The sequence below is a fragment of the Agathobacter ruminis genome, assembly GCF_002735305.1.
GTDB classification, from domain to species: Bacteria; Bacillota; Clostridia; order Lachnospirales; family Lachnospiraceae; genus Roseburia; species Roseburia ruminis.
In genome coordinates this window covers 1-19,125 of record NZ_PDYG01000040.1, presented here as the reverse complement: position 1 = coordinate 19,125, position 19,125 = coordinate 1, and the positions used below count along the sequence as shown (strand labels likewise).

15 protein-coding genes are annotated in these 19,125 nt (G+C 45.3%); 13 read left to right on the top strand and 2 right to left on the bottom strand.

Features of this window, described 5'->3' with window-relative positions; all coding sequences use genetic code 11:
• Positions 1-4 precede the first annotated feature (4 nt).
• The 8 genes from CSX02_RS07105 to hypE all read left to right on the top strand — a co-directional run bounded on the left by CSX02_RS07105 (position 5) and on the right by hypE (position 7,115).
• Positions 5-457, top strand: coding sequence for an NADH-quinone oxidoreductase subunit B family protein (locus CSX02_RS07105; RefSeq protein ID WP_031543866.1), 453 nt, complete (start codon positions 5-7; stop codon positions 455-457).
• Positions 458-462: 5 nt separating this feature from the next.
• Complete coding sequence (locus CSX02_RS07100; protein ID WP_051637921.1) at positions 463-819, top strand: NADH-quinone oxidoreductase subunit C; 357 nt, start codon at positions 463-465, stop codon at positions 817-819.
• Positions 819-1,901 (top strand): hydrogenase large subunit, encoded by a 1,083-nt coding sequence (locus CSX02_RS07095; RefSeq protein WP_099386159.1) that lies wholly within the window; start codon positions 819-821, stop codon positions 1,899-1,901. Before CSX02_RS07100 ends, CSX02_RS07095 begins: the two co-directional genes overlap by 1 nt.
• Positions 1,902-1,916: 15 nt before the next feature.
• Positions 1,917-2,375, top strand: coding sequence for a 4Fe-4S dicluster domain-containing protein (locus CSX02_RS07090; RefSeq protein ID WP_031543862.1), 459 nt, complete (start codon positions 1,917-1,919; stop codon positions 2,373-2,375).
• Positions 2,376-2,469: 94 nt separating this feature from the next.
• Positions 2,470-4,812, top strand: a complete 2,343-nt coding sequence (gene hypF, locus CSX02_RS07085; RefSeq protein ID WP_099386158.1) for a carbamoyltransferase HypF — start codon at positions 2,470-2,472, stop codon at positions 4,810-4,812.
• An 18-nt stretch (positions 4,813-4,830) separates the two neighbouring features.
• Positions 4,831-5,040 (top strand): HypC/HybG/HupF family hydrogenase formation chaperone, encoded by a 210-nt coding sequence (locus CSX02_RS07080; RefSeq protein ID WP_031543859.1) that lies wholly within the window; start codon positions 4,831-4,833, stop codon positions 5,038-5,040.
• A gap of 16 nt (positions 5,041-5,056) precedes the next feature.
• The gene (gene hypD / locus CSX02_RS07075) at positions 5,057-6,100 is read left to right on the top strand and encodes a hydrogenase formation protein HypD (protein WP_099386157.1); all 1,044 of its coding nucleotides are present in this window, start codon (positions 5,057-5,059) and stop codon (positions 6,098-6,100) included.
• Between the two features lie 22 nt (positions 6,101-6,122).
• Entirely contained in the window at positions 6,123-7,115 is a 993-nt protein-coding gene (gene hypE, locus CSX02_RS07070) for a hydrogenase expression/formation protein HypE (protein WP_099386156.1), read from the top strand.
• Here hypE and fliB read toward each other — a convergent pair whose 3' ends face one another.
• Together fliB and CSX02_RS07060 are read right to left on the bottom strand one after the other, a co-directional pair.
• Positions 7,116-8,231 (bottom strand): flagellin lysine-N-methylase, encoded by a 1,116-nt coding sequence (fliB, locus tag CSX02_RS07065; protein WP_099386155.1) that lies wholly within the window; start codon positions 8,229-8,231, stop codon positions 7,116-7,118.
• Positions 8,224-8,820, bottom strand: coding sequence for a rhomboid family intramembrane serine protease (locus tag CSX02_RS07060; RefSeq protein WP_099386154.1), 597 nt, complete (start codon positions 8,818-8,820; stop codon positions 8,224-8,226). The genes fliB and CSX02_RS07060 overlap by 8 nt, the downstream gene beginning before the upstream one ends.
• A gap of 145 nt (positions 8,821-8,965) precedes the next feature.
• Here CSX02_RS07060 and CSX02_RS07055 point away from each other — a divergent pair, with 145 nt between their 5' ends.
• The 5 genes from CSX02_RS07055 to CSX02_RS07035 all read left to right on the top strand — a co-directional run bounded on the left by CSX02_RS07055 (position 8,966) and on the right by CSX02_RS07035 (position 18,930).
• A complete protein-coding gene (locus CSX02_RS07055) occupies positions 8,966-9,823 on the top strand; it encodes an NAD(P)/FAD-dependent oxidoreductase (RefSeq protein WP_099386153.1) in 858 nt (285 codons plus the stop codon).
• A 126-nt stretch (positions 9,824-9,949) separates the two neighbouring features.
• Entirely contained in the window at positions 9,950-10,387 is a 438-nt protein-coding gene (locus CSX02_RS07050; RefSeq protein ID WP_031543851.1) for a MarR family winged helix-turn-helix transcriptional regulator, read from the top strand.
• A 14-nt stretch (positions 10,388-10,401) separates the two neighbouring features.
• A complete protein-coding gene (locus CSX02_RS07045) occupies positions 10,402-12,642 on the top strand; it encodes a cyclic nucleotide-binding domain-containing protein (protein WP_099386152.1) in 2,241 nt (746 codons plus the stop codon).
• 12 nt (positions 12,643-12,654) lie between these two features.
• Positions 12,655-14,997: an ATP-dependent DNA helicase gene (locus tag CSX02_RS07040; RefSeq protein ID WP_099386151.1), complete on the top strand. Its 2,343-nt coding sequence runs from the start codon at positions 12,655-12,657 to the stop codon at positions 14,995-14,997.
• A gap of 129 nt (positions 14,998-15,126) precedes the next feature.
• Complete coding sequence (locus tag CSX02_RS07035) at positions 15,127-18,930, top strand: phosphoribosylformylglycinamidine synthase (RefSeq protein WP_099386150.1); 3,804 nt, start codon at positions 15,127-15,129, stop codon at positions 18,928-18,930.
• Positions 18,931-19,125: the final 195 nt, after the last annotated feature.

Genomic DNA, 19,125 nt, shown 5'->3' with positions numbered 1-19,125 from the left:
AAAAATGGCAAAAATCGAAAAATCGCCTTGGCTGCTCCACTATGATGGATCCAGCTGTAATGGTTGTGATATTGAAGTTCTGGCATGCACCACACCTGTATATGATGTAGAACGTTTCGGTGTGATCAACACCGGTAACCCGATGCATGCGGATATTTTTCTTGTAACCGGTGGTATCAATTCGCAGAATGCGGAAGTGGTAAAGCAGATTTATAATCAGATGCCGAATCCGAAGGTCGTTCTGGCAGTCGGAACCTGCGCCTGCACCGGTGGTATTTTCAAAGAGTGCTACAACATTCTCGGCGGTGTGGACACTGTGATCCCGGTTGATATCTATGTACCGGGCTGTGCTGCAAGACCGGAGTCTATTATTGACGGTGTTGTTCAGGCTGTTGCACTTTACAAAGAGAAGCAGAAGACCTGGAAAAAAGAAGAAAAAACGGAGAAAGGAGCATAAGACGCATGGAAAAGATGAATGATTATTTATTTAAAATCGAAAAAGTCGAGCTTCTTTCCGTAATCATGGAAAAGAAAAATGCACTTTGGCGTCTGGTACAGATTTGCTGTGCAATGGTAAATGACCAGTATGAAATCACTTATTCGTTTGCAAACGGATATGAATTTGAAAATTTCCGACTGATTGTCGACAAAGATGAAGAGGTACCGAGTATCTCCCGCGTCTACAATGCGGCAATCTTTTATGAGAACGAGATGCATGAGCTCTTCGGTCTTAATGTTTCGGAAATCAAGACAAATCTGAAGGATCGTCTGTATCGTATTGATGCACAGACTCCGTTCAAAAAGGAGGCGAATGAGTAATGGGTAAGAGAAGTGTTGTTCCATTTGGACCTCAGCATCCGGTGTTGCCGGAGCCGATCCATCTGGATTTGGTATTGGAAGATGAAAAAGTTCTCGCAGCCGTGCCTTCTATCGGATATGTGCATCGTGGACTTGAAAGCCTGGTAACCAAGAAAGATTTCCAGGAAATGGCTTATGTGGCAGAGCGTATTTGCGGTATCTGTTCATTCGGACATGGTATGGGCTATTGCATGACCATCGAAGATATTATGAATGTCGAAGTGCCGCGCCGTGCCGATTATCTGAGAACCATTTGGATGGAAATGTCCAGATTGCACAGCCACCTTCTGTGGCTTGGATTGCTGGCTGACGGATTTGGATTTGAGTCTTTGTTTATGCAGTCGTGGAGAATCCGTGAAGGAATCCTTGATATGTTTGAAGAGTCAACAGGTGGACGTGTGATCTTTTCTGTCAACCAGATCGGTGGTGTAAAGAAAGATATGTCCAAAGAAATGCTTGCTAATTTCCAGAAGCGTTTTGATGAAATGGAAAAAGAAGTTCGTAAGCTGACACGTGTATTCCTGGACGATTATACAGTAAAGAGCCGTTTGGAGGGAATCGGAATTCTGACCGGCGAGGATGCAATCCGTCGTGGCGCAGCAGGCCCTATGGCAAGAGCTGCCGGAATTGCAGTTGATATGCGTAAGACCGGATATGCAGCATATGACGATATTGATTTTGAAGTAATCACTTCCGACAAGTATGACAGCTACGGTCGCTGTGAGGTTCGTATCGGTGAAATCTTCCAGTCATTTGATATCATTCGTCAGTGTATCCGCAAAATCCCGGATACCGAAATTAATGTAGCAGTAAAGGGCAATCCTCCGGAAGGCGAATCCATTGTACGTATTGAGCAGCCGAGAGGAGAGGCATTTTACATGTCTCGTACCAACGGAACGAAATTCTTAGACAGAATGCGTGTCCGTACACCTACCTTTGCAAATCTGCCGGCACTGACACAAACCCTTCAGGGATGCCAGTATGCAGATGTACCGTTGTTGATTCTGACAATTGATCCATGTATCAGTTGTACAGAGCGCTAGGAAAGGAGAGAGATCATGGGACAGTTTATGCCTTTTGCAGGACAGGTGTTGAAGAATCTTTTCTCCAAACCTGCCACCACACAATATCCTTTTGCACCAAAGGAATATCCTGAGCGTACAAGAGGTCATGTGGAAATTCAAATCGAAGATTGTATCATGTGCGGAATGTGCATGAGAAGTTGTCCTCCGGGAGCGATTGAAGTCAAGAAGCCGGAGCATCAGTGGACCATTAATCGTTTCGACTGTATCCAGTGCGGATATTGTGTCGAAAAATGTCCAAAGAAATGTTTAAGCCTGGTACCGGGTTATCAGGTTCCTGCCGGAGAAAAGGCAGTATGTGTTGTACAGCAACCGTTTGATCCGGAGGAGGAAGCCAGAAAAGAAGCAGCCAAGCAGGCTGCAATCAAGGCTGCTCAGGAAAAAGCTGCTGCTGCAAAAGCGGCAAAGGAAGCTGCTGAACAGGCACAATCATAATAGGGAATGGGGCTGTCATCGGGCAGCCCCTTTTATTTCAATTGCAGTCTTGGGAGTTGAAGAGTGTGGATGTGCATGTTAGAATGAGGATACAATGACAACGAAAGAAATTATTGTAAAAGGGATGGTACAGGGAATCGGTTTCCGTCCTTTTGTGGCCGAACTGGCCGAAAAATTTCAAATCAGCGGATGGGTGCGCAATGTAAACGGAAGTGTGGTCATCCATGCAACAGCGGAAGATGCGTTTTTGGCTGTTTTTTTGCATGCACTGAAATTCAATGCACCACTGGGTGCAAATGTTGTATCCATCGAGACGCGGGATATTACCGAAGACGAGATCGTTGAAGTGCCGGATGACGGAAAGCTGTTCCATATTATGGAAAGTGCAAAAATTGATTATTCTGATTATCCGCTCATTCCGTCGGATCTGGCGACCTGTCAGACCTGCGAAGCGGAATTGCGCAATCCGGAGAATCGGAGATATCACCATCCTTTCATCAGCTGTACAGCATGTGGACCGCGCTATTCGATTATCGAGGCTTTGCCATATGACAGAGAGCGCATCACAATGAAAAAATTCCCGATGTGCAGCCGGTGTCGTGAAGAATACGAGATGAAGGCAAACAGGCGCCGCCATGCACAGACAGTCGCATGCTGGGACTGTGGACCACAGGTGAGCTTTATGCGATGGGATCTGCAGCAAAAGCAGTGGATTACGGATGAGTCGCATGACTATGACTGCATTGAAGCGGCACGAAACTGGATTTTGCAGGGCAAAATACTGGCCGTAAAAGATATTGGCGGATTTCATCTGGCTTGCAGCGCAGGTTGCAAAGAAGCCGTTGCGGCACTCAGAATATTAAAAGGACGTGAAAAAAAGCCCTTTGCCGTGATGTTTCGCGATATCAATCATGTGCGTGAATATTGTGAAGTCAATACAAGAGAAGAGTCTTTGCTGCTGGATGATGCAAGACCGATTGTATTGCTTAAACGAAAAGAAATGAACGATGCAGAGGCAGCAATTCATCCGGATGTCTATGGCAACAGCCCGGATATCGGTGCATTTTTGCCATGCAATCCGATTCAGATTATGCTGCTGGAGAATTGCGGACCGCTCATTATGACGAGTGCGAATCACTCCGGAGAGCTGCTTTATCTCGAGGAGGAGCAGGTTCGCAGAATGTTTGAGGCATCGGAGATGGATCATCTTGCGATACTCACGCATGACAGACCAATCCTGACACCGCTTGATGATTCGATTGTGCGTGTAATCAGCATCGGACAGAAACCGAATCAGGTATATTATGAACAGACCATCCGCAGGGCGCGCGGATATGTACCGAATCCGATTACGGTTCCGTTTTCGGAACATTTTCTTGCGGTCGGAGGCGATTTAAAAGCAACATTCTGCTATACGGGAAACAATCGCGCCTATTTGAGCCAATATCTGGGAGATTTGTCGGATGAGGCTTGCTTTGCAGAATACCAAAAGCAGATGGAACATATGAAAGCGCTGTTCAAATTCATTCCATCGACCGTCATACATGATGCACATCCGGGATATCGCAGTGTACAGCATCTGAAAATGATGGAAGGACTGTTGAAACGTCGCGGAAACAAAATGGTACAAATCCAGCATCATATGGCGCATGCCGCTTCTGTTTTGGCGGAGCATGATGTCAAAGGGGATGCAATTTGTTTTGCTTTTGACGGAACAGGTTATGGTACGGACGGAACCATATGGGGAAGTGAAGTATTCCTGTGGTCGGCAGACGAAAGACAAATGACCCGAATCAATCATTTGCCGCCGGTTCAGCTGATTGGAGGCGATGAGGGTGCGCGCAATGCGCAGACGATTCTGTATGGCTATCTGGCCAATGTGGGCAGATTGCAGGATTGTGACATGGAGTCACAGATCAAAGAATTCCTCGGCGAACAATATGCGCGATATGAGGTCGTCCAAAAGGCAATCGCAGCGGGAATTCATACGGTCACCTCGACTTCGATGGGACGCCTGTTTGATGCGGCGAGCAGCCTTCTTGGAATTTGTGATTATAATTCCTATGAGGGCGAGGCCCCGATCGAACTGGAAAATTGTGCGGCGCATACAAAAGAAGCGGTTCAATTGTCTGCAAAGCCGGAATACTGGCTGAGCGATTTGATGAAACTGCGCATCGATGGGACTGCAACAGAAGCGCTTGCGCGCGGTTTTATCCATGCAGTTGCTGATTGGATCATAGACACCTGTGAAACACAGCCTGTTAAGCAGGTCGTATTGTCCGGCGGTACTTTCCAGAACAGGATTCTGTTGGAACGCACAATCACAGGATTGACCGGGCGGGGATATCAGGTATATATCAATGAGAAAATCCCTTCCGGTGACGGAGGCATATGTGTCGGTCAGGCATATCTGGCAGCAATGTTCAAAAAACAATAATGAAATGAGGATATCAATATGTGTGTAGCAATTCCGGGAAAAGTTGTGGAAATTCGTGACAACAAGGCAATCATCGATTTCTCGGGCAATCAGGTGGAAGCTTATATCGGCCTGGTAAATGTCAAAGTAGGCGATTATGCGCTGGTTCATGCAGGCTGTGTCATTCAGACCATGAAGCAGACTGAGGCAGAAGAAATCGCAGAATTAATGGGAGGATTGGCGGAGTAACCGCCGGGATGATATTGTGGAAATCAAAGAAATAATCGAATATTTGCAAAATTATCAGGGACCGGTCATTCGCCTGATGGAGGTATGCGGCAGCCATACGGCCGCCATTTCCAAATTCGGAATTCGAGATTTGCTCTCCGACAGGATTGAGTTGATCAGTGGTCCGGGATGTCCGGTCTGTGTGACGCCTTCGGCATATGTGGATCGCCTGATTGAACTGGCAAAGGAGCCGAATACCTGTGTGGCTACATTCGGCGATTTGCTTCGCGTGCCGGGCAGTTCGAAAAGTCTGAGCGAGTCCAAAGCGGATGGCGCAAATGCACAGATGGTTTATTCGCCAATGGACATTCTAAAGCTTGCAAAAGACAATCCCATGACCAATTATGTCTTTGCAGCAGTCGGATTCGAGACAACGGCACCGTTGTATGCGCTGCTGATTGAAGAGGCGATGAAGCAGAATCTGTCCAATATCCGCATCCTGACGGCATTAAAATCCATGCCGAATGTCATTGCCTATCTTTTGCGCAATGAAGCTCAAATCGATGGCTTTTTGGCCCCGGGCCACGTATGCGCCATCACGGGAGCGGACTATTTCGGCAAGCTTGCCGAGGAATTTCATATTCCGTTTGCAGTATCCGGATTTGGCGACGAAGAACTGGTGGTTGCCATTTACGGACTGGTTCGCATGATTGAACAGAAAGAGACCGGTGTCAAAAACTTTTATCCATCTGTGGTGGAATCAGGTGGGAATGCCGTGGCATTGGACAAATTGAATACTTATTTTGAGCCATGCACTGTCGCATGGAGAGGCATGGGCGAGATAGAAGGTTCCGGCTTTTGCCTGCGCAAAGAATATGCGCAATTCGATGCGGGCAGCATCGGCTTAAAAGAAGACAAAAAGAAAAATCATGCATGCAGATGCGGCGAGATTTTGATGGGAAAAGCAAAGCCGACGGATTGTCCATTGTTTGCACGTGTATGCAATCCTTCCAATCCGCAGGGCGCATGTATGGTCAGTTATGAGGGCAGTTGTTTTACTGCTTTTCAGACAAAAGCGTGAGAAATGAAAGAGAAGAGAAAAAATGGAAAAAATTATTATGGAGCATGGTAGCGGTGGACGCGCTACCGGCGAATTGATTCGGACAATCTTTGAAGATGCATTTTCAAATCCTGTTTTGTCACAGATGGAAGATGCGGCTGTGATTCCGGGCGGTGCGCAGATCGCAATGACAACAGACAGTTTTGTTGTGACCCCGCTTGAATTCCCGGGAGGAGATATCGGAAGATTGTGTGTATGTGGCACGGTCAACGATCTGTTGATGCGTGGTGCAACCCCAAAATATATGACCTGTGGCTTTATTCTCGAAGAGGGCGCGGAGGTTGCTTTGCTGAAGCGACTCGTGCAATCCATGGCACAGACGGCAAGAGAGGCCGGCGTGATGGTTGTTGCCGGAGATACAAAAGTCATTGAGGGCAACGGAGGTATCTATATCAATACCACGGGTGTGGGAATTGTTCCGACGGATGTCGATATCAAGGCTGCAAATGCAAAGGTTGGTGACAAAATCCTGGTTTCTGGTACGATGGGAGACCATCATGCAACAATTCTGAGCAGTCGAATGAATATTCAAAACAAGATTGTTTCGGACAATGCACCATTAAATGAGATGGTATTACAGTTGCTGGAACAGGGAATCAAAGTGCATGTTCTGCGTGATGTGACCAGAGGCGGTCTTGGAACGGTTTTGAAAGAACTGGCACAGAGCAGCCATTGTGAATTTGAAGTGGAGCAGGATTTGATTCCGGTAAGCGCTACCGTAAAAGATTTTTGCGGCTTGCTGGGACTTGACCCGTTATATATGGGAAATGAAGGAAAGCTGGTTGCAATTGTAGACCCGGAGGATGAAGCAAAAGCGCTTGAAATCATCCGCTTGGCCAGATACGGCAAGGACGCTGTTACCATCGGAACCGTTACTGCGGAGCATCCAACCGGAAATGTTCTGTTAAAGACACATATCGGTGGACGCCGCAGCATTGACATTTTGCAGGGAGAAGGACTGCCGCGCATCTGTTAATTATGACTTTGGCATGACTTTCCATAATTCTTCGAGTACATCATCATTGTGATGCATATGACGCTCATAGGTGGCAATCATGACAGCAATGTCATTTTCATCCGTGGGCTCATAGAGACAGAAGAACAAAAACAGAAAATGCACATGGAGCGTAGCCAGTGAGAGCATGCGCAAATAGCTGTAATCCTCATATACCTGCAAAAAATGATTCTGTAAATAATAAATCAGATAATCGCGCAAGAGCGCATCGATATCCGGATGCGCTGCGCGGTATTTTTGAAATAATTCTTCAAGATGTGAATCTGCATCTTCAATCGTCAACTCATCAAATTGTTCAAAATAGCGCAGACAGATTTGGTAAAATAACGGAAGTCGGCGTTTCAATGCAACATGATAAATCCCATGACACATCAACTGATCGGTATCGAGTGCGCTAAATAAAAAACGTGCTGCTTTATGTGACTCTTCCTCGGTCAGAACAATTTCGTCAAAATTCACACTTCCCGGATCGGCCGGCTTCTCCAAAATTCCGTCATTGACGCATGCAATTTCAATTGCTTTTGCGTATTTTTGCATACGCCTGATAAACGGGAACAGTTCGATAGGGGAAATCTGCTGCAGCCTGGCAATCAATTGGTTGCGGCATTTGCGCGCCGAAAAGAGATAATCTCTGTCATCATTTTCCGATGTGTCAGGATATGAAGGAATCTCGTCCGTTTCATGATAAAGCAGATTATCTCGGTGACGCAGAAATAAACCGGCAGCCATGGGACAAGCCAGTTCGAGCGATTCCTCAGCAAAATATCCATAATTTTTCATGCGGCGGGGAAAGCGCCGGCAGATGCCCGGAATATAGGATTCCCCTTTTTGCATCTGCAATCCGCAAAGCCCGTCTTTGGTATAGAAACGACATCGGAATGCGAGCGGATTAAAGACAGAGAATTCCCCTTCTTTTTTCATTGCAAGTCGCAATTTCAGTCCCAGTTTGCCTTTTTCCTTCCGATAGCGGAGGACACTTTCCGGATCAATCGGAACTTTCCATCCGTGGCAGCAGGCGACGGGACAATCCCCTTTGAGACATTCAAATTCATCAAAAAAAGAAATACGATCAATCATAAAGATTCCTTTGTGTTTGTATATAGAGCAGGACGCCTTCGAGTGCGAGTCCTGCGACCAGTCCGCAAAGATGTGCCGCATGATCGATATGCGGCTGCTCAAGGCTGATGGCCAGTGCGAGAAATGCATAAATCAATGCACCGTAGCGGTCGCTGCCGTGTTCCATCACAAATGATTCAATGACCAGCGCACCGAGAATGGCATAGACGGCTCCGCTGGCTCCGAGTGAATAGGTTGTGGTGTCATGGATCATGATACCGTGGTAGAAGACACTTCCGATATTGCCGATGAGTCCTCCAGCCAAAAAGATAAAATAAAAGGTGATTGGTTTGCTTTTTCTGGTAAATGCCAGGCCCAGAATCAAAAGTGAGAGGCAATTGTTCCATAAATGATGAAAATCCGCATGCATGAAGATCGCTGTGAAAAGACGATAAAAATCATGCTGTACCCATACGGTTTCATAATTGTCTCCAAAGCGGACTGCGGCACCATCGCCGACAACAAAATAGATTGCGGCAAGCAACCCGATTAAAATGCAAACGGCAATGACTCTTGCCGGTTCATAAAGTCTTTTTTTCTCTGAATTCATAATGTAGATTGTTCCTTTTCAAGTCTATTGCTTATTATAGAACGAGATAAAAATCTTCGCAATGTTAAAAAAGTGTTGACAAGTACAATTTAATTGTGTACAATCCAAACATACAGTTGATTCGAACAAAATGGAGGTAGAAGATATGGTATACGATTGTGTGATTGTTGGAAGCGGTCCTGCCGGACTTGAAGCAGCATTGAACCTGAAAATACATAATAAGAATTTTCTTTGGCTCGGAAGCAAAAATCTGAGTGATAAGATCAGAAAGGCAGAGCGGATTTCCAATTATCCGGGATTTGCAAACATCTCCGGCGAAAAGCTGATTGATGCATTTTTGCAGCAGATGAAGGAAATGGAAATTGAAGTGACCGAAAAGATGGTCAATCAGATCATGCCGATGGGACAAACTTATGCTTTGATGGCAGGCAGCGATTATTATGAGACAAAGAGCGTAATCCTGACAACGGGTGTTGCAAACAAGATGACACTTCCGGGAGAGTCTGAACTGCTTGGCAAGGGTGTCAGCTATTGTGCGACCTGTGACGGCGGGCTGTATCGCGGAAAGAAAATTGCGGTACTGTGCAATTCAAAGCGCTTTGAACATGAGATTACATTCCTTTCGGAACTTGCAGAGCATGTTTATCTGTTCAAGGAATATGTTGAGCCGGCAGCAGTTGCAGACAATGTTGAGATTATGAATACCAGACTGACAGCTGTCGAAGGAGCCGATCATGTGGAAGCGGTAATCGGAAAGGATGAGAGCAGAACGGAAGTGGATGGCGTATTCTTCCTTCGTGATTCGATTGCACTTTCCAATCTGTTGCCGAATCTGGAATCGGAGAATGGTCATATCAAAGTAAACCGTATGATGGAGACCAATCTTCCGGGTGTTTTTGCAGCAGGAGATTGCACCGGTCGCCCATATCAGTATACAAAAGCAATGGGCGAAGGAAATGTGGCATCTCACAGTGTCATTGAATATCTGAGCAAACTTGCATAGCGAAAAGGACAATTTACTTGCGTACAATAGAAATTAGTGATATTTTTATTGTATGCAAGTTTTTTTATGATATAGGAATATGTTGCAAGTGAAAATGTAAAATCGAAAAAAGTAGAGGGAGAAAGAATGAGTGACAAGTATGATGTTTTAAAATTGGAAAACCAGCTGTGTTTTCCGTTATACGCATGTTCCAAGGAGATTGTGCGTAAATATAAGCCATTTCTGGATGAGATAGATCTGACTTATACACAATATATCTCCATGATGGTTCTCTGGGAGCACAAGGCCATGAATGTGAAACAGATGGGGGAATATCTGTATCTGGATTCTGGGACACTGACTCCGGTTTTGAAGAAACTTGAGCAGAAAGGCTATGTGACCAGACAACGCGATGAGAGTGATGAGAGAATCCTGAATGTAACCATTACAGAAAAGGGAGAGAAGCTGAAAGAGAAAGCAGTCATGATTCCGATGAAAATGGGAAGTTGCTTTACCATCTCACAGGAAGAAGCAAAACTGTTGAGCAAAGTATTGCATAACATTCTCGAACAGGTTACAGATTAATTAATGGGGGCTTTATGAAGGTTTTAGAGTTCAAAAAGGGACAGGTCATTGCATCCCGCTCCGATAAAGTGATGGAATGGTATCTTGTTCAAAAAGGTACTGTTTTGCAAAAGTTCGAACTGGAAGATATCGAGCTGGAAACCAATTCCATCATTGGAATTCTCGAAGCGGAATGGTTTATTTGTGATTATGTCGCAAAAGAGGATACGACACTGATCGTGATTCCTTGTAAGGATGCGGCGGATCTGGAAAAATTACTTCGTACACATGGTAATTTTAGACCGCTTTTTTTGCGTGCCGCAATTATGCAAAGACATAAAGCATTTAGTTTGTATTCCAAATTAAGCACAAAATGCTATATGATGCATTCCTACACGGAGCGCTTTTATACAGAATACAGCGAGATTGCGCAGGAAAATATGATTCCGGAGCGTCCGTTCCCGAAGATTGAGAACTTTGAGCCAATCTTTATGACACACAAGGCAGCAGATTGGGAAATCCATTTTTGCAATAGCCTTGTCGGCAAATATTTCTCGGAATATATGCAAATGATGATGAAAGACGAAGCTCTGACGGTCGGTGCGATTATGGAAGCATCCGCACAGATGCGCCGTGTGACACAGGGAATCGAAGAGATGGTCAACTATCTGATGTTCAACAAGGATATCATATACAGTGAGCATGAAGACGGACTGTTTCATTTGTTATACGATCTGGCTACGACACTTCATGCTGAATCAAAGCCGACGGATCAGATTAAGGATTCCTTAAATCGTGTCATCGAATTGATGAAAAAGCTCGGCATCTTCACAAAGGGACAAATTGGTGCCTGCGAGCAGGCCAATGAAAATTACAGTCAGGTGAAGGACAAGAAGGAGTATTTTGATGTAACACGCATTGATTGTGTAGAACATATTATGAAATATGCCGGATTTGAAACTGCCCAGGCACAGGCATACAAGAAAGATCTCGATGATTTCCGTGAAATTCCGGACAAATCATCGCTCGAGCCGGAGCAGTTCCAGATTAAGAAGCGCATTACCAAGACTTTCTATGATATTTATGAGAAGGCATTTATGCGCTCCGTAAAAGAAAATGAAGAACTTGATCCTGTCATGGTGATGTTCTTTAATTTTGGATTCATGGATGTGGATTTTCTGGGTGAAGACAAGATCAATTCACTGGTCAGTCTGGTGGAACGAATGAGCTTCTTCCGCTCAGCCAATGTTGTGACGGCATATGAATGGCTGTGCAAAATCTATCGCGGAGAGGAGGAACCTTCCCGCAGCGAGCTGGATATGGATTATAATCAATATCTGGTGGATGAAAAGAAGAACGGTCGTATTACTGCGGAACAGATGGCAGAATTAAAGACCAACCAGGATGAAAAGGTAAAATTTGAAATTCGCAATATGTTTACGTCAGGTCATCGCATCACCTATGGTCGCGTGACTTCCTTCCTGCCGGTATTGTCGGGAGAAGAGATGATGTCTTCGGTTGAGAAGATGGCAGTGACTGCGGAGAAGATTCGTGAAGCCATGAATGAAGTGCGCAATATCGATTATCAGGCGTTCTTCCACGATGTCCAGTTTGTGGATCCGGAGCATGGCATCAACAATGAAACCTTCAAAAAAGAAATTCTGCCATATGTGATTCTGATGCCAACGCTCGGAAGCAAAGGTATGATGTGGCAGGAGACCGCAGGCATCCGTTCGGCAACGCCGGGCCGCTTCCTGTTGCCAATCTTTAGCTCTATGGATTTGAGTGAGCAGATGATTGAACTGGTGGCGAGATATCGTTGGGAATATTGCAAGCATGTCATGGGTGTCAGATGGAATGACATCCGTGAAAAGAGTCTGACTGCGGAATATTCGGATTATCTGCAATTCTACAAGAAAAATCATGATCTTTCACAGGAGGCGCGAGAGAAGGTCAAAAGCCAGCTGACACGCGCAAAGAACAGCTATCGGGAAGTATTTGTCAAAGATTATGTAAACTGGCTCAAATATGAGTCTAAGGGCGGATTCCGTCTGAATAAGGTGGCAAGAAATATTCTGGTGACATATTGTCCGTTTGCTGCCGATATTCGCGCAGGACTGAATCTGAATCCGATGTACGAGAATGCATTCCGAAAACTCAATGCGGAGAATCTGAAGAATGAGCAGCGATTGAATATGCTCTATGATCGTTATGAAAAGGCCGGTGGTGAGATTACGGCTGAATTCAAGGAAAACCTGAAATATTATCAGATGTAAGGGAATGAGTTTATGCCAAATGTTTCGGTTCGAAATCTCGTGGAATTTATTTTTCGCTCCGGAGATATAGATAACAGGGGACGCGCGAACAGCCCTGAAGCAATGCAAGAAGGTTTGCGTATCCATCGCAAAATACAAAAATCCATGGGAACCTCTTATCAGGCGGAGGTTCCCTTAAAGTATGCAAAAAAATACGACGAATATGATCTGGTGATTGAGGGTCGTGCTGACGGAATCTTTATGGAAGATCAAAAGACCTTTGTCGATGAAATCAAGGGAATGTACCAGAAGGTGGAATCATTTACCGAGCCGATCTTCGTTCATCAGGCGCAGGCGATGTGCTACGCGTTTATTTTTGCAAATGATCATGCACTCGATGAAATCGGTGTTCAGATGACATATGTCAATCTGGATACCGAAGAAAAGAAATATTTCAGGTTTGAATACTCGTTTGAAGAGATTCAGACCTGGTTTGAGGAGACTCTGCTTGCCTACAAGAAGTGGTCGGATTTTGAATATCACTGGAAGCAGAAGAGAAACGCATCGATTAAACCATTGGAATTCCCGTTCCCTTATCGTGAAGGACAAAAGAAACTGGTGGCAGATGTATATCGGACCATTGCGCGAGGAAAGACATTGTTTCTCCAGGCGCCAACCGGTGTCGGCAAGACGATTTCCACATTCTTTCCGGCGGTCAAAGCCGTGGGAGAAAACAAGGGCGATCGTATTTTTTATCTGACAGCCAAAACGATTACGGCATCGGTTGCAAAAGAAACTTATGATTTGCTGCAGACAAACGGATATCAGGCAAAACTGATTCAGTTAACTGCAAAGGAAAAACTATGTCCGTGTGAGACTATGGAATGTAATCCGGTTCAATGCCCGTATGCAAAAGGGCACTTTGACCGCGTCAATGATGCGGTCTTTGATATCCTACAGCATGGAAATGTCTTTACGAGAGAAGAAATCCTTGCGCAGGCCGAACGATATCAGGTCTGTCCGTTTGAGATGGCATTGGATATTTCATCCTGGTGCGATGACATCATATGCGATTACAATTATGTATTTGATCCGCATGTATATCTGAAGCGGTTTTTCGCGGAGGGGACGCGCGGCGATTATATTTTTCTTGTGGATGAGGCGCATAATCTGGTTGACCGAAGCCGGGAAATGTATTCTGCCGAGCTGTACAAAGAAGATTTCCTAACGATGAAGCGCATCTTAAAGCAGTATCATCCGTATCTGTCCAAACTGTGCGAAAAATGCAACAAGACCATGCTCGAATACAAGCGCGAATGCGAGACATACCGAACCTATGAGGACATCGGTGGATTCCTGTATTCTCTGATGCGACTTGCAACGGAACTCAACGAATTCCAAAAGAAGCATCCGGAATACCCGGAGCGCAAAGAGGTGACGGAGTTTTATTTTGCATTGCGCAATTTCCTTGAAATATATGATCTGACTGCGGAAAAGTATGTGATTTATACGGAGCAGACGGAGGATGGAAGATTTCGCATCAAACTGTTCAACGTGGACCCGTCGGAGAATTTGCAGAATTGTATCGACAAGGCCAGAGCGACCATCTTTTTTTCTGCGACCCTGCTTCCGATTCAGTATTATAAGCGTCTGCTTTCGACGAGAACCGACAATTATGCGGTCTATGCGCATTCGGTATTTGAGAAGGAGCAGAGTCTGATCGCCTTTGGCAATGATGTCAGCACCAAATATACCGAGCGCGGGCGCGCAAGCTACGAAAAGATTGCGGAGTATCTGATCAGGGTGGTGATGGAAAAGCAGGGCAATTATATGGCCTTTTTCCCTTCATACCGCATGATGCAGGATGTGGCAGCAGTGTTTGAAGAACGTTGCGAAGAAAGCACATTGCCTGTGAAAATGCTGCTGCAGACGAATCATATGAATGAGGCGCAGAGGGAGGAATTCTTGGCGCAGTTTGAAGAACAGACAGACGATTCGCTGTTGGCATTTTGTGTGATGGGAGGCATCTTTGGTGAGGGCATCGATCTGAAGGAGGACCGTCTGATCGGAGCGATTGTTGTCGGCACCGGACTGCCGCAGGTGTCCAATGAGCAGGAAATCTTGAAGAATTATTATGATTCAAATGATGAGAGCGGATTCGATTATGCTTATCGCTATCCGGGGCTCAACAAGGTCTTGCAGGCGGCAGGACGCGTGATTCGGACAACGTCGGATCGAGGAATCATGATTCTGCTCGATCGAAGATTTTTGTCGCATGAATACAAGGGCCTGTTTCCAATCGAATGGGAGCATGCCCGGACCGTCAACTGCGAACAAATATCGGAAGTGGTTCGCAAATTTTGGCAAAATGACTAATTTTACCTTTAGAATTCGTATTTTCTTTTAATATACGAATGTGCACTTAAATGTTATACTTAATCTTGGTTGCGAAGCGACCAAAGCTATGATTTACAAGAACAATTTTATAACACGGAGGAAACAACAATGGCCAATGTACGGCGTGTGTACGCGGAAAAGAAACCCGATTTTGCAGTAAAAGCAAAAGAACTGAAGCACGAGATCAAACATTATCTGGATGTGACCGGCATCCGTAATGTCCGGGTACTGATTCGCTATGATGTGGAAAATGTCAGCGAAGAGACCTATCAGAAAGCGCTTCTTTCCGTTTTTTCGGAGCCACCTGTAGACGATATTTATGAGGAATCCTTTGACTACGGCGATGCCAGAGTTTTCTCCGTCGAATACCTGCCTGGACAGTTTGACCAGCGCGCTGATTCTGCAGAACAGTGTATGAAACTCTTAAATGAAAATGAAGAGCCGATTATTCGCACCGCAACAACTTATGTCATCGAGGGCGACGTGACCGATGCACAGTTTGCAGCAATCAAAAAATATTGTATTAATCCAGTCGATTCCAGAGAGACAGACTTGGCAAAGCCTGAAACTCTTGTTCAAAATTTTGAGGAGCCGGCCGATGTCGCAATTCTTGACGGATTTGCACATATGGCAGAGAAGGAACTGAATGAGCTGTATGCTTCATTGAATCTCGCAATGACCTTCAAGGATTTCCTCCATATCCAAACTTATTTCAAGAATGAAGAAAAGCGTGACCCATCCATTACCGAAATTCGTGTTCTGGATACTTACTGGTCCGATCATTGTCGTCATACCACATTCTCAACAGAATTAAAAAATATCAAATTTGATGACGGATTCTATAAGACTCCAATCGAAAATACATTTGCAGATTATCAGAAGACATTTGCAGATCTGTACAAAGACCGCGATGACAAATTCGTATGTCTGATGGATGTCGCACTTCTTGCAATGAAGAGACTGAAAAAAGAAGGCAAGCTGGATGATCAGGAAGAGAGCGATGAAATCAATGCCTGCTCCATCGTAGTTCCTGTTGAAGTGGATGGCAAGACAGAAGAGTGGCTTGTAAACTTCAAAAATGAGACACATAATCATCCAACAGAAATTGAACCGTTCGGTGGCGCTGCAACCTGTCTTGGTGGCGCGATCCGCGATCCGCTTTCAGGCAGAACCTATGTATATCAGGCAATGCGTGTAACCGGTGCTGCTGATCCTACCGTTGCGGTAAAGGATACCATCGAAGGCAAGCTTCCGCAGAAGAAGCTTGTACGCGAAGCTGCTCATGGATACAGCTCATACGGAAACCAGATTGGTCTTGCAACAGGATATGTCAAAGAAGTATATCATCCTGATTATGTTGCAAAGCGTATGGAAATCGGTGCGGTTATGGGTGCTGCTCCAAGACGCGCAGTACAGAGATTAAATTCCGATCCGGGTGATAAGATCATCCTTTTGGGTGGACGCACCGGACGTGATGGAATCGGTGGTGCAACCGGTTCTTCTAAAGCACATAATACAGAATCTACCTCTGTATGCGGTGCAGAAGTACAAAAGGGAAATGCGCCTACAGAGCGTAAGCTTCAGAGATTATTCCGCCGTGAGGAAGTATCTCATATCATCAAAAAATGTAATGACTTCGGTGCCGGCGGTGTATCTGTCGCAATCGGAGAATTGGCTCCGGGACTTCGTATTCAGTTGGATAAGGTTCCGAAGAAATATGCCGGACTCGATGGAACAGAGCTTTCCATTTCCGAGTCTCAGGAACGTATGGCTGTAGTGGTTGCACCGGAAGATGTAGACCAGTTTATGGCTTATGCAAAAGAAGAAAACTTAGAGGCAACAGAAGTTGCAGTTGTCACAGAAGATCCTCGTCTGGTATTGGTATGGAGAGGCCAGGAAATTGTCAATCTTTCCCGCGCTTTCCTGGATACCAATGGTGCACATCAGGAGACCGATGTGGCAGTGGAAATGCCGGATCCAAAGGAGAATTATCTCAAGAAGATTGCGCTGCCTGCAGTTGAGGATGCGCTTTCGCGTGGCGATATGAAGGCAGCATGGATGGCAGAACTGTCTGATTTGAATGTATGCTCTCAAAAGGGACTCGTAGAGATGTTTGACGGCTCCATCGGAGCAGGAAGCGTATTCATGCCATACGGTGGTCGTTATCAGTTGACAGAGACGCAGTCAATGGTAGCAAAACTTCCTGTAGCAAAAGGCAAGTGCGATACCGTTACCATGATGGCTTACGGATTTGATCCGTATCTGTCAAGCTGGAGCCCATATCATGGTGCTGCTTATGCAATGCTTGAATCTGTTTCTCGTATTGTTGCAACCGGTGGTGATTACAAGAAGATTCGTCTGACATTCCAGGAGTATTTCCGCAGAATGAATGAGGACCCATACAGATGGAGTCAGCCGTTTGCTGCACTGCTCGGAGCCTACAATGCACAGATTGGTTTTGGACTTCCTTCTATCGGAGGAAAGGATTCCATGTCCGGAACCTTCAATGAAATTGATGTACCTCCGACACTGGTATCATTTGCAGTAGATGTGGCAAAGGAGAGAGAGATTGTTTCGCCTGAATTGAAGAAGGCCGGCAATCAGCTTGTGCTCTTCACCATCGACAAAGATGAGTTCGATATGCCTGTATATGAACAGGTGATGAAATTATATGATGCCTTCCATGAGATGGTTTGTGCCGGATTGATCCGCTCTGCATATGCTCTGGATTCCAAGGGCCTTGCAGCAGCAGTTTCCAAGATGGCATTCGGAAATAAGCTGGGTGTGACCATCGAAGATGATGTGACAAGCGATATTCTGTTCGCACCTGGATTTGGTAATATTGTGGCCGAAATCGAAGTGGAGAAGCTTGAGGCAGTTCGTGCAATTCTGTCCAAGGCAGGTCTGGACGATACCGCAAGTGTTGTTGGTTTCATCAACGATACCAAGACCATCGACTGCGATAATGTCAGCATTCCGATGGAACAGGCAATCGCTGCATGGACACAGAAGCTCGAGGGCGTGTTCCATACCCGTTCACATGAGGATACTTCTGTGGTGGATACCGGTCTTTACAAGGCAAAAGAAATTTACGTATGCAAGAATAAAGTTGCTAAGCCAACCGTATTTATTCCGGTATTCCCTGGAACAAACTGCGAGTATGATAGTGCAAGAGCTTTCGAACGCGCAGGTGCCAATACGATCGTAAAGGTATTTAAAAACTTAAGTGCAGAGGATATCCGCGATTCAGTAGATGCATTTGCGAAGGCTATCGATCAGTCACAGATCATCATGTTCCCGGGTGGATTCTCTGCAGGTGATGAACCGGAAGGATCTGCAAAATTCTTTGCGACAGCATTTAGAAATGCAAAGATGACAGAAGCAATCACACGCCTCTTAAATGAGCGCGACGGTTTGGCTCTCGGTATCTGTAACGGATTCCAGGCATTGATTAAGCTTGGACTTGTGCCTTATGGCGAAGTGCGTATGCAGTCTGCAGACTCACCGACTCTGACCTACAATACCATTAACCGTCATGTTTCCAAGATGGTTTATACAAAGGTTGTTTCGAACAAGAGCCCTTGGCTTGCACAGGCAGAACTCGGAAAGACCTATACCAATCCGGCATCACACGGAGAAGGTCGTTTCGTAGCGCCGAAGGAATGGCTGGATCGCTTATTCGAAAACGGACAGGTTGCAACGCAGTATGTAAATGAAGCCGGTCAGCCGACCATGGATGAAGAATGGAATGTAAACGGTTCCTATTGTGCAATCGAAGGAATCACATCTCCTGACGGACGTGTGCTTGGTAAGATGGCACATTCTGAACGCCGTGGCGATGCGGTTGCAATCAATATTTACGGAGAGCAGGATTTGAAGATCTTTGAATCCGGCGTTGCTTATTTTAAATAATTTCTAGAAGAAAGAACCATTAAATCTTTCATAATGTGAGGTGACTCCCAAAAGTTAGATTTTTTTAGCGTAGCAGTCTGATGGCTGCTACGCTATTTTTTTATGCAGCCAAGAGTTTGAGCCGATACACAATCAGTAAGACTAACTATTAAAGAAAGTCAATAAAAATGTTTTAAAACAGAAATGTTTTGAATA

Excerpts from the sequence above, each read along its gene's own strand:
- CSX02_RS07105 (WP_031543866.1), top strand. The coding sequence starts at position 5 with ATGGCAAAAATCGAAAAATCGCCTTGGCTGCTCCACTATGATGGATCC.
- CSX02_RS07100 (WP_051637921.1), top strand. The coding sequence starts at position 463 with ATGGAAAAGATGAATGATTATTTATTTAAAATCGAAAAAGTCGAGCTT.
- CSX02_RS07095 (WP_099386159.1), top strand. The coding sequence starts at position 819 with ATGGGTAAGAGAAGTGTTGTTCCATTTGGACCTCAGCATCCGGTGTTG.
- CSX02_RS07090 (WP_031543862.1), top strand. The coding sequence starts at position 1,917 with ATGGGACAGTTTATGCCTTTTGCAGGACAGGTGTTGAAGAATCTTTTC.
- hypF (WP_099386158.1), top strand. The coding sequence starts at position 2,470 with ATGACAACGAAAGAAATTATTGTAAAAGGGATGGTACAGGGAATCGGT.
- CSX02_RS07080 (WP_031543859.1), top strand. The coding sequence starts at position 4,831 with ATGTGTGTAGCAATTCCGGGAAAAGTTGTGGAAATTCGTGACAACAAG.
- hypE (WP_099386156.1), top strand. The coding sequence starts at position 6,123 with ATGGAAAAAATTATTATGGAGCATGGTAGCGGTGGACGCGCTACCGGC.
- fliB (WP_099386155.1), bottom strand. The coding sequence starts at position 8,231 with ATGATTGATCGTATTTCTTTTTTTGATGAATTTGAATGTCTCAAAGGG.
- CSX02_RS07060 (WP_099386154.1), bottom strand. The coding sequence starts at position 8,820 with ATGAATTCAGAGAAAAAAAGACTTTATGAACCGGCAAGAGTCATTGCC.
- CSX02_RS07055 (WP_099386153.1), top strand. The coding sequence starts at position 8,966 with ATGGTATACGATTGTGTGATTGTTGGAAGCGGTCCTGCCGGACTTGAA.
- CSX02_RS07050 (WP_031543851.1), top strand. The coding sequence starts at position 9,950 with ATGAGTGACAAGTATGATGTTTTAAAATTGGAAAACCAGCTGTGTTTT.
- CSX02_RS07045 (WP_099386152.1), top strand. The coding sequence starts at position 10,402 with ATGAAGGTTTTAGAGTTCAAAAAGGGACAGGTCATTGCATCCCGCTCC.
- CSX02_RS07040 (WP_099386151.1), top strand. The coding sequence starts at position 12,655 with ATGCCAAATGTTTCGGTTCGAAATCTCGTGGAATTTATTTTTCGCTCC.
- CSX02_RS07035 (WP_099386150.1), top strand. The coding sequence starts at position 15,127 with ATGGCCAATGTACGGCGTGTGTACGCGGAAAAGAAACCCGATTTTGCA.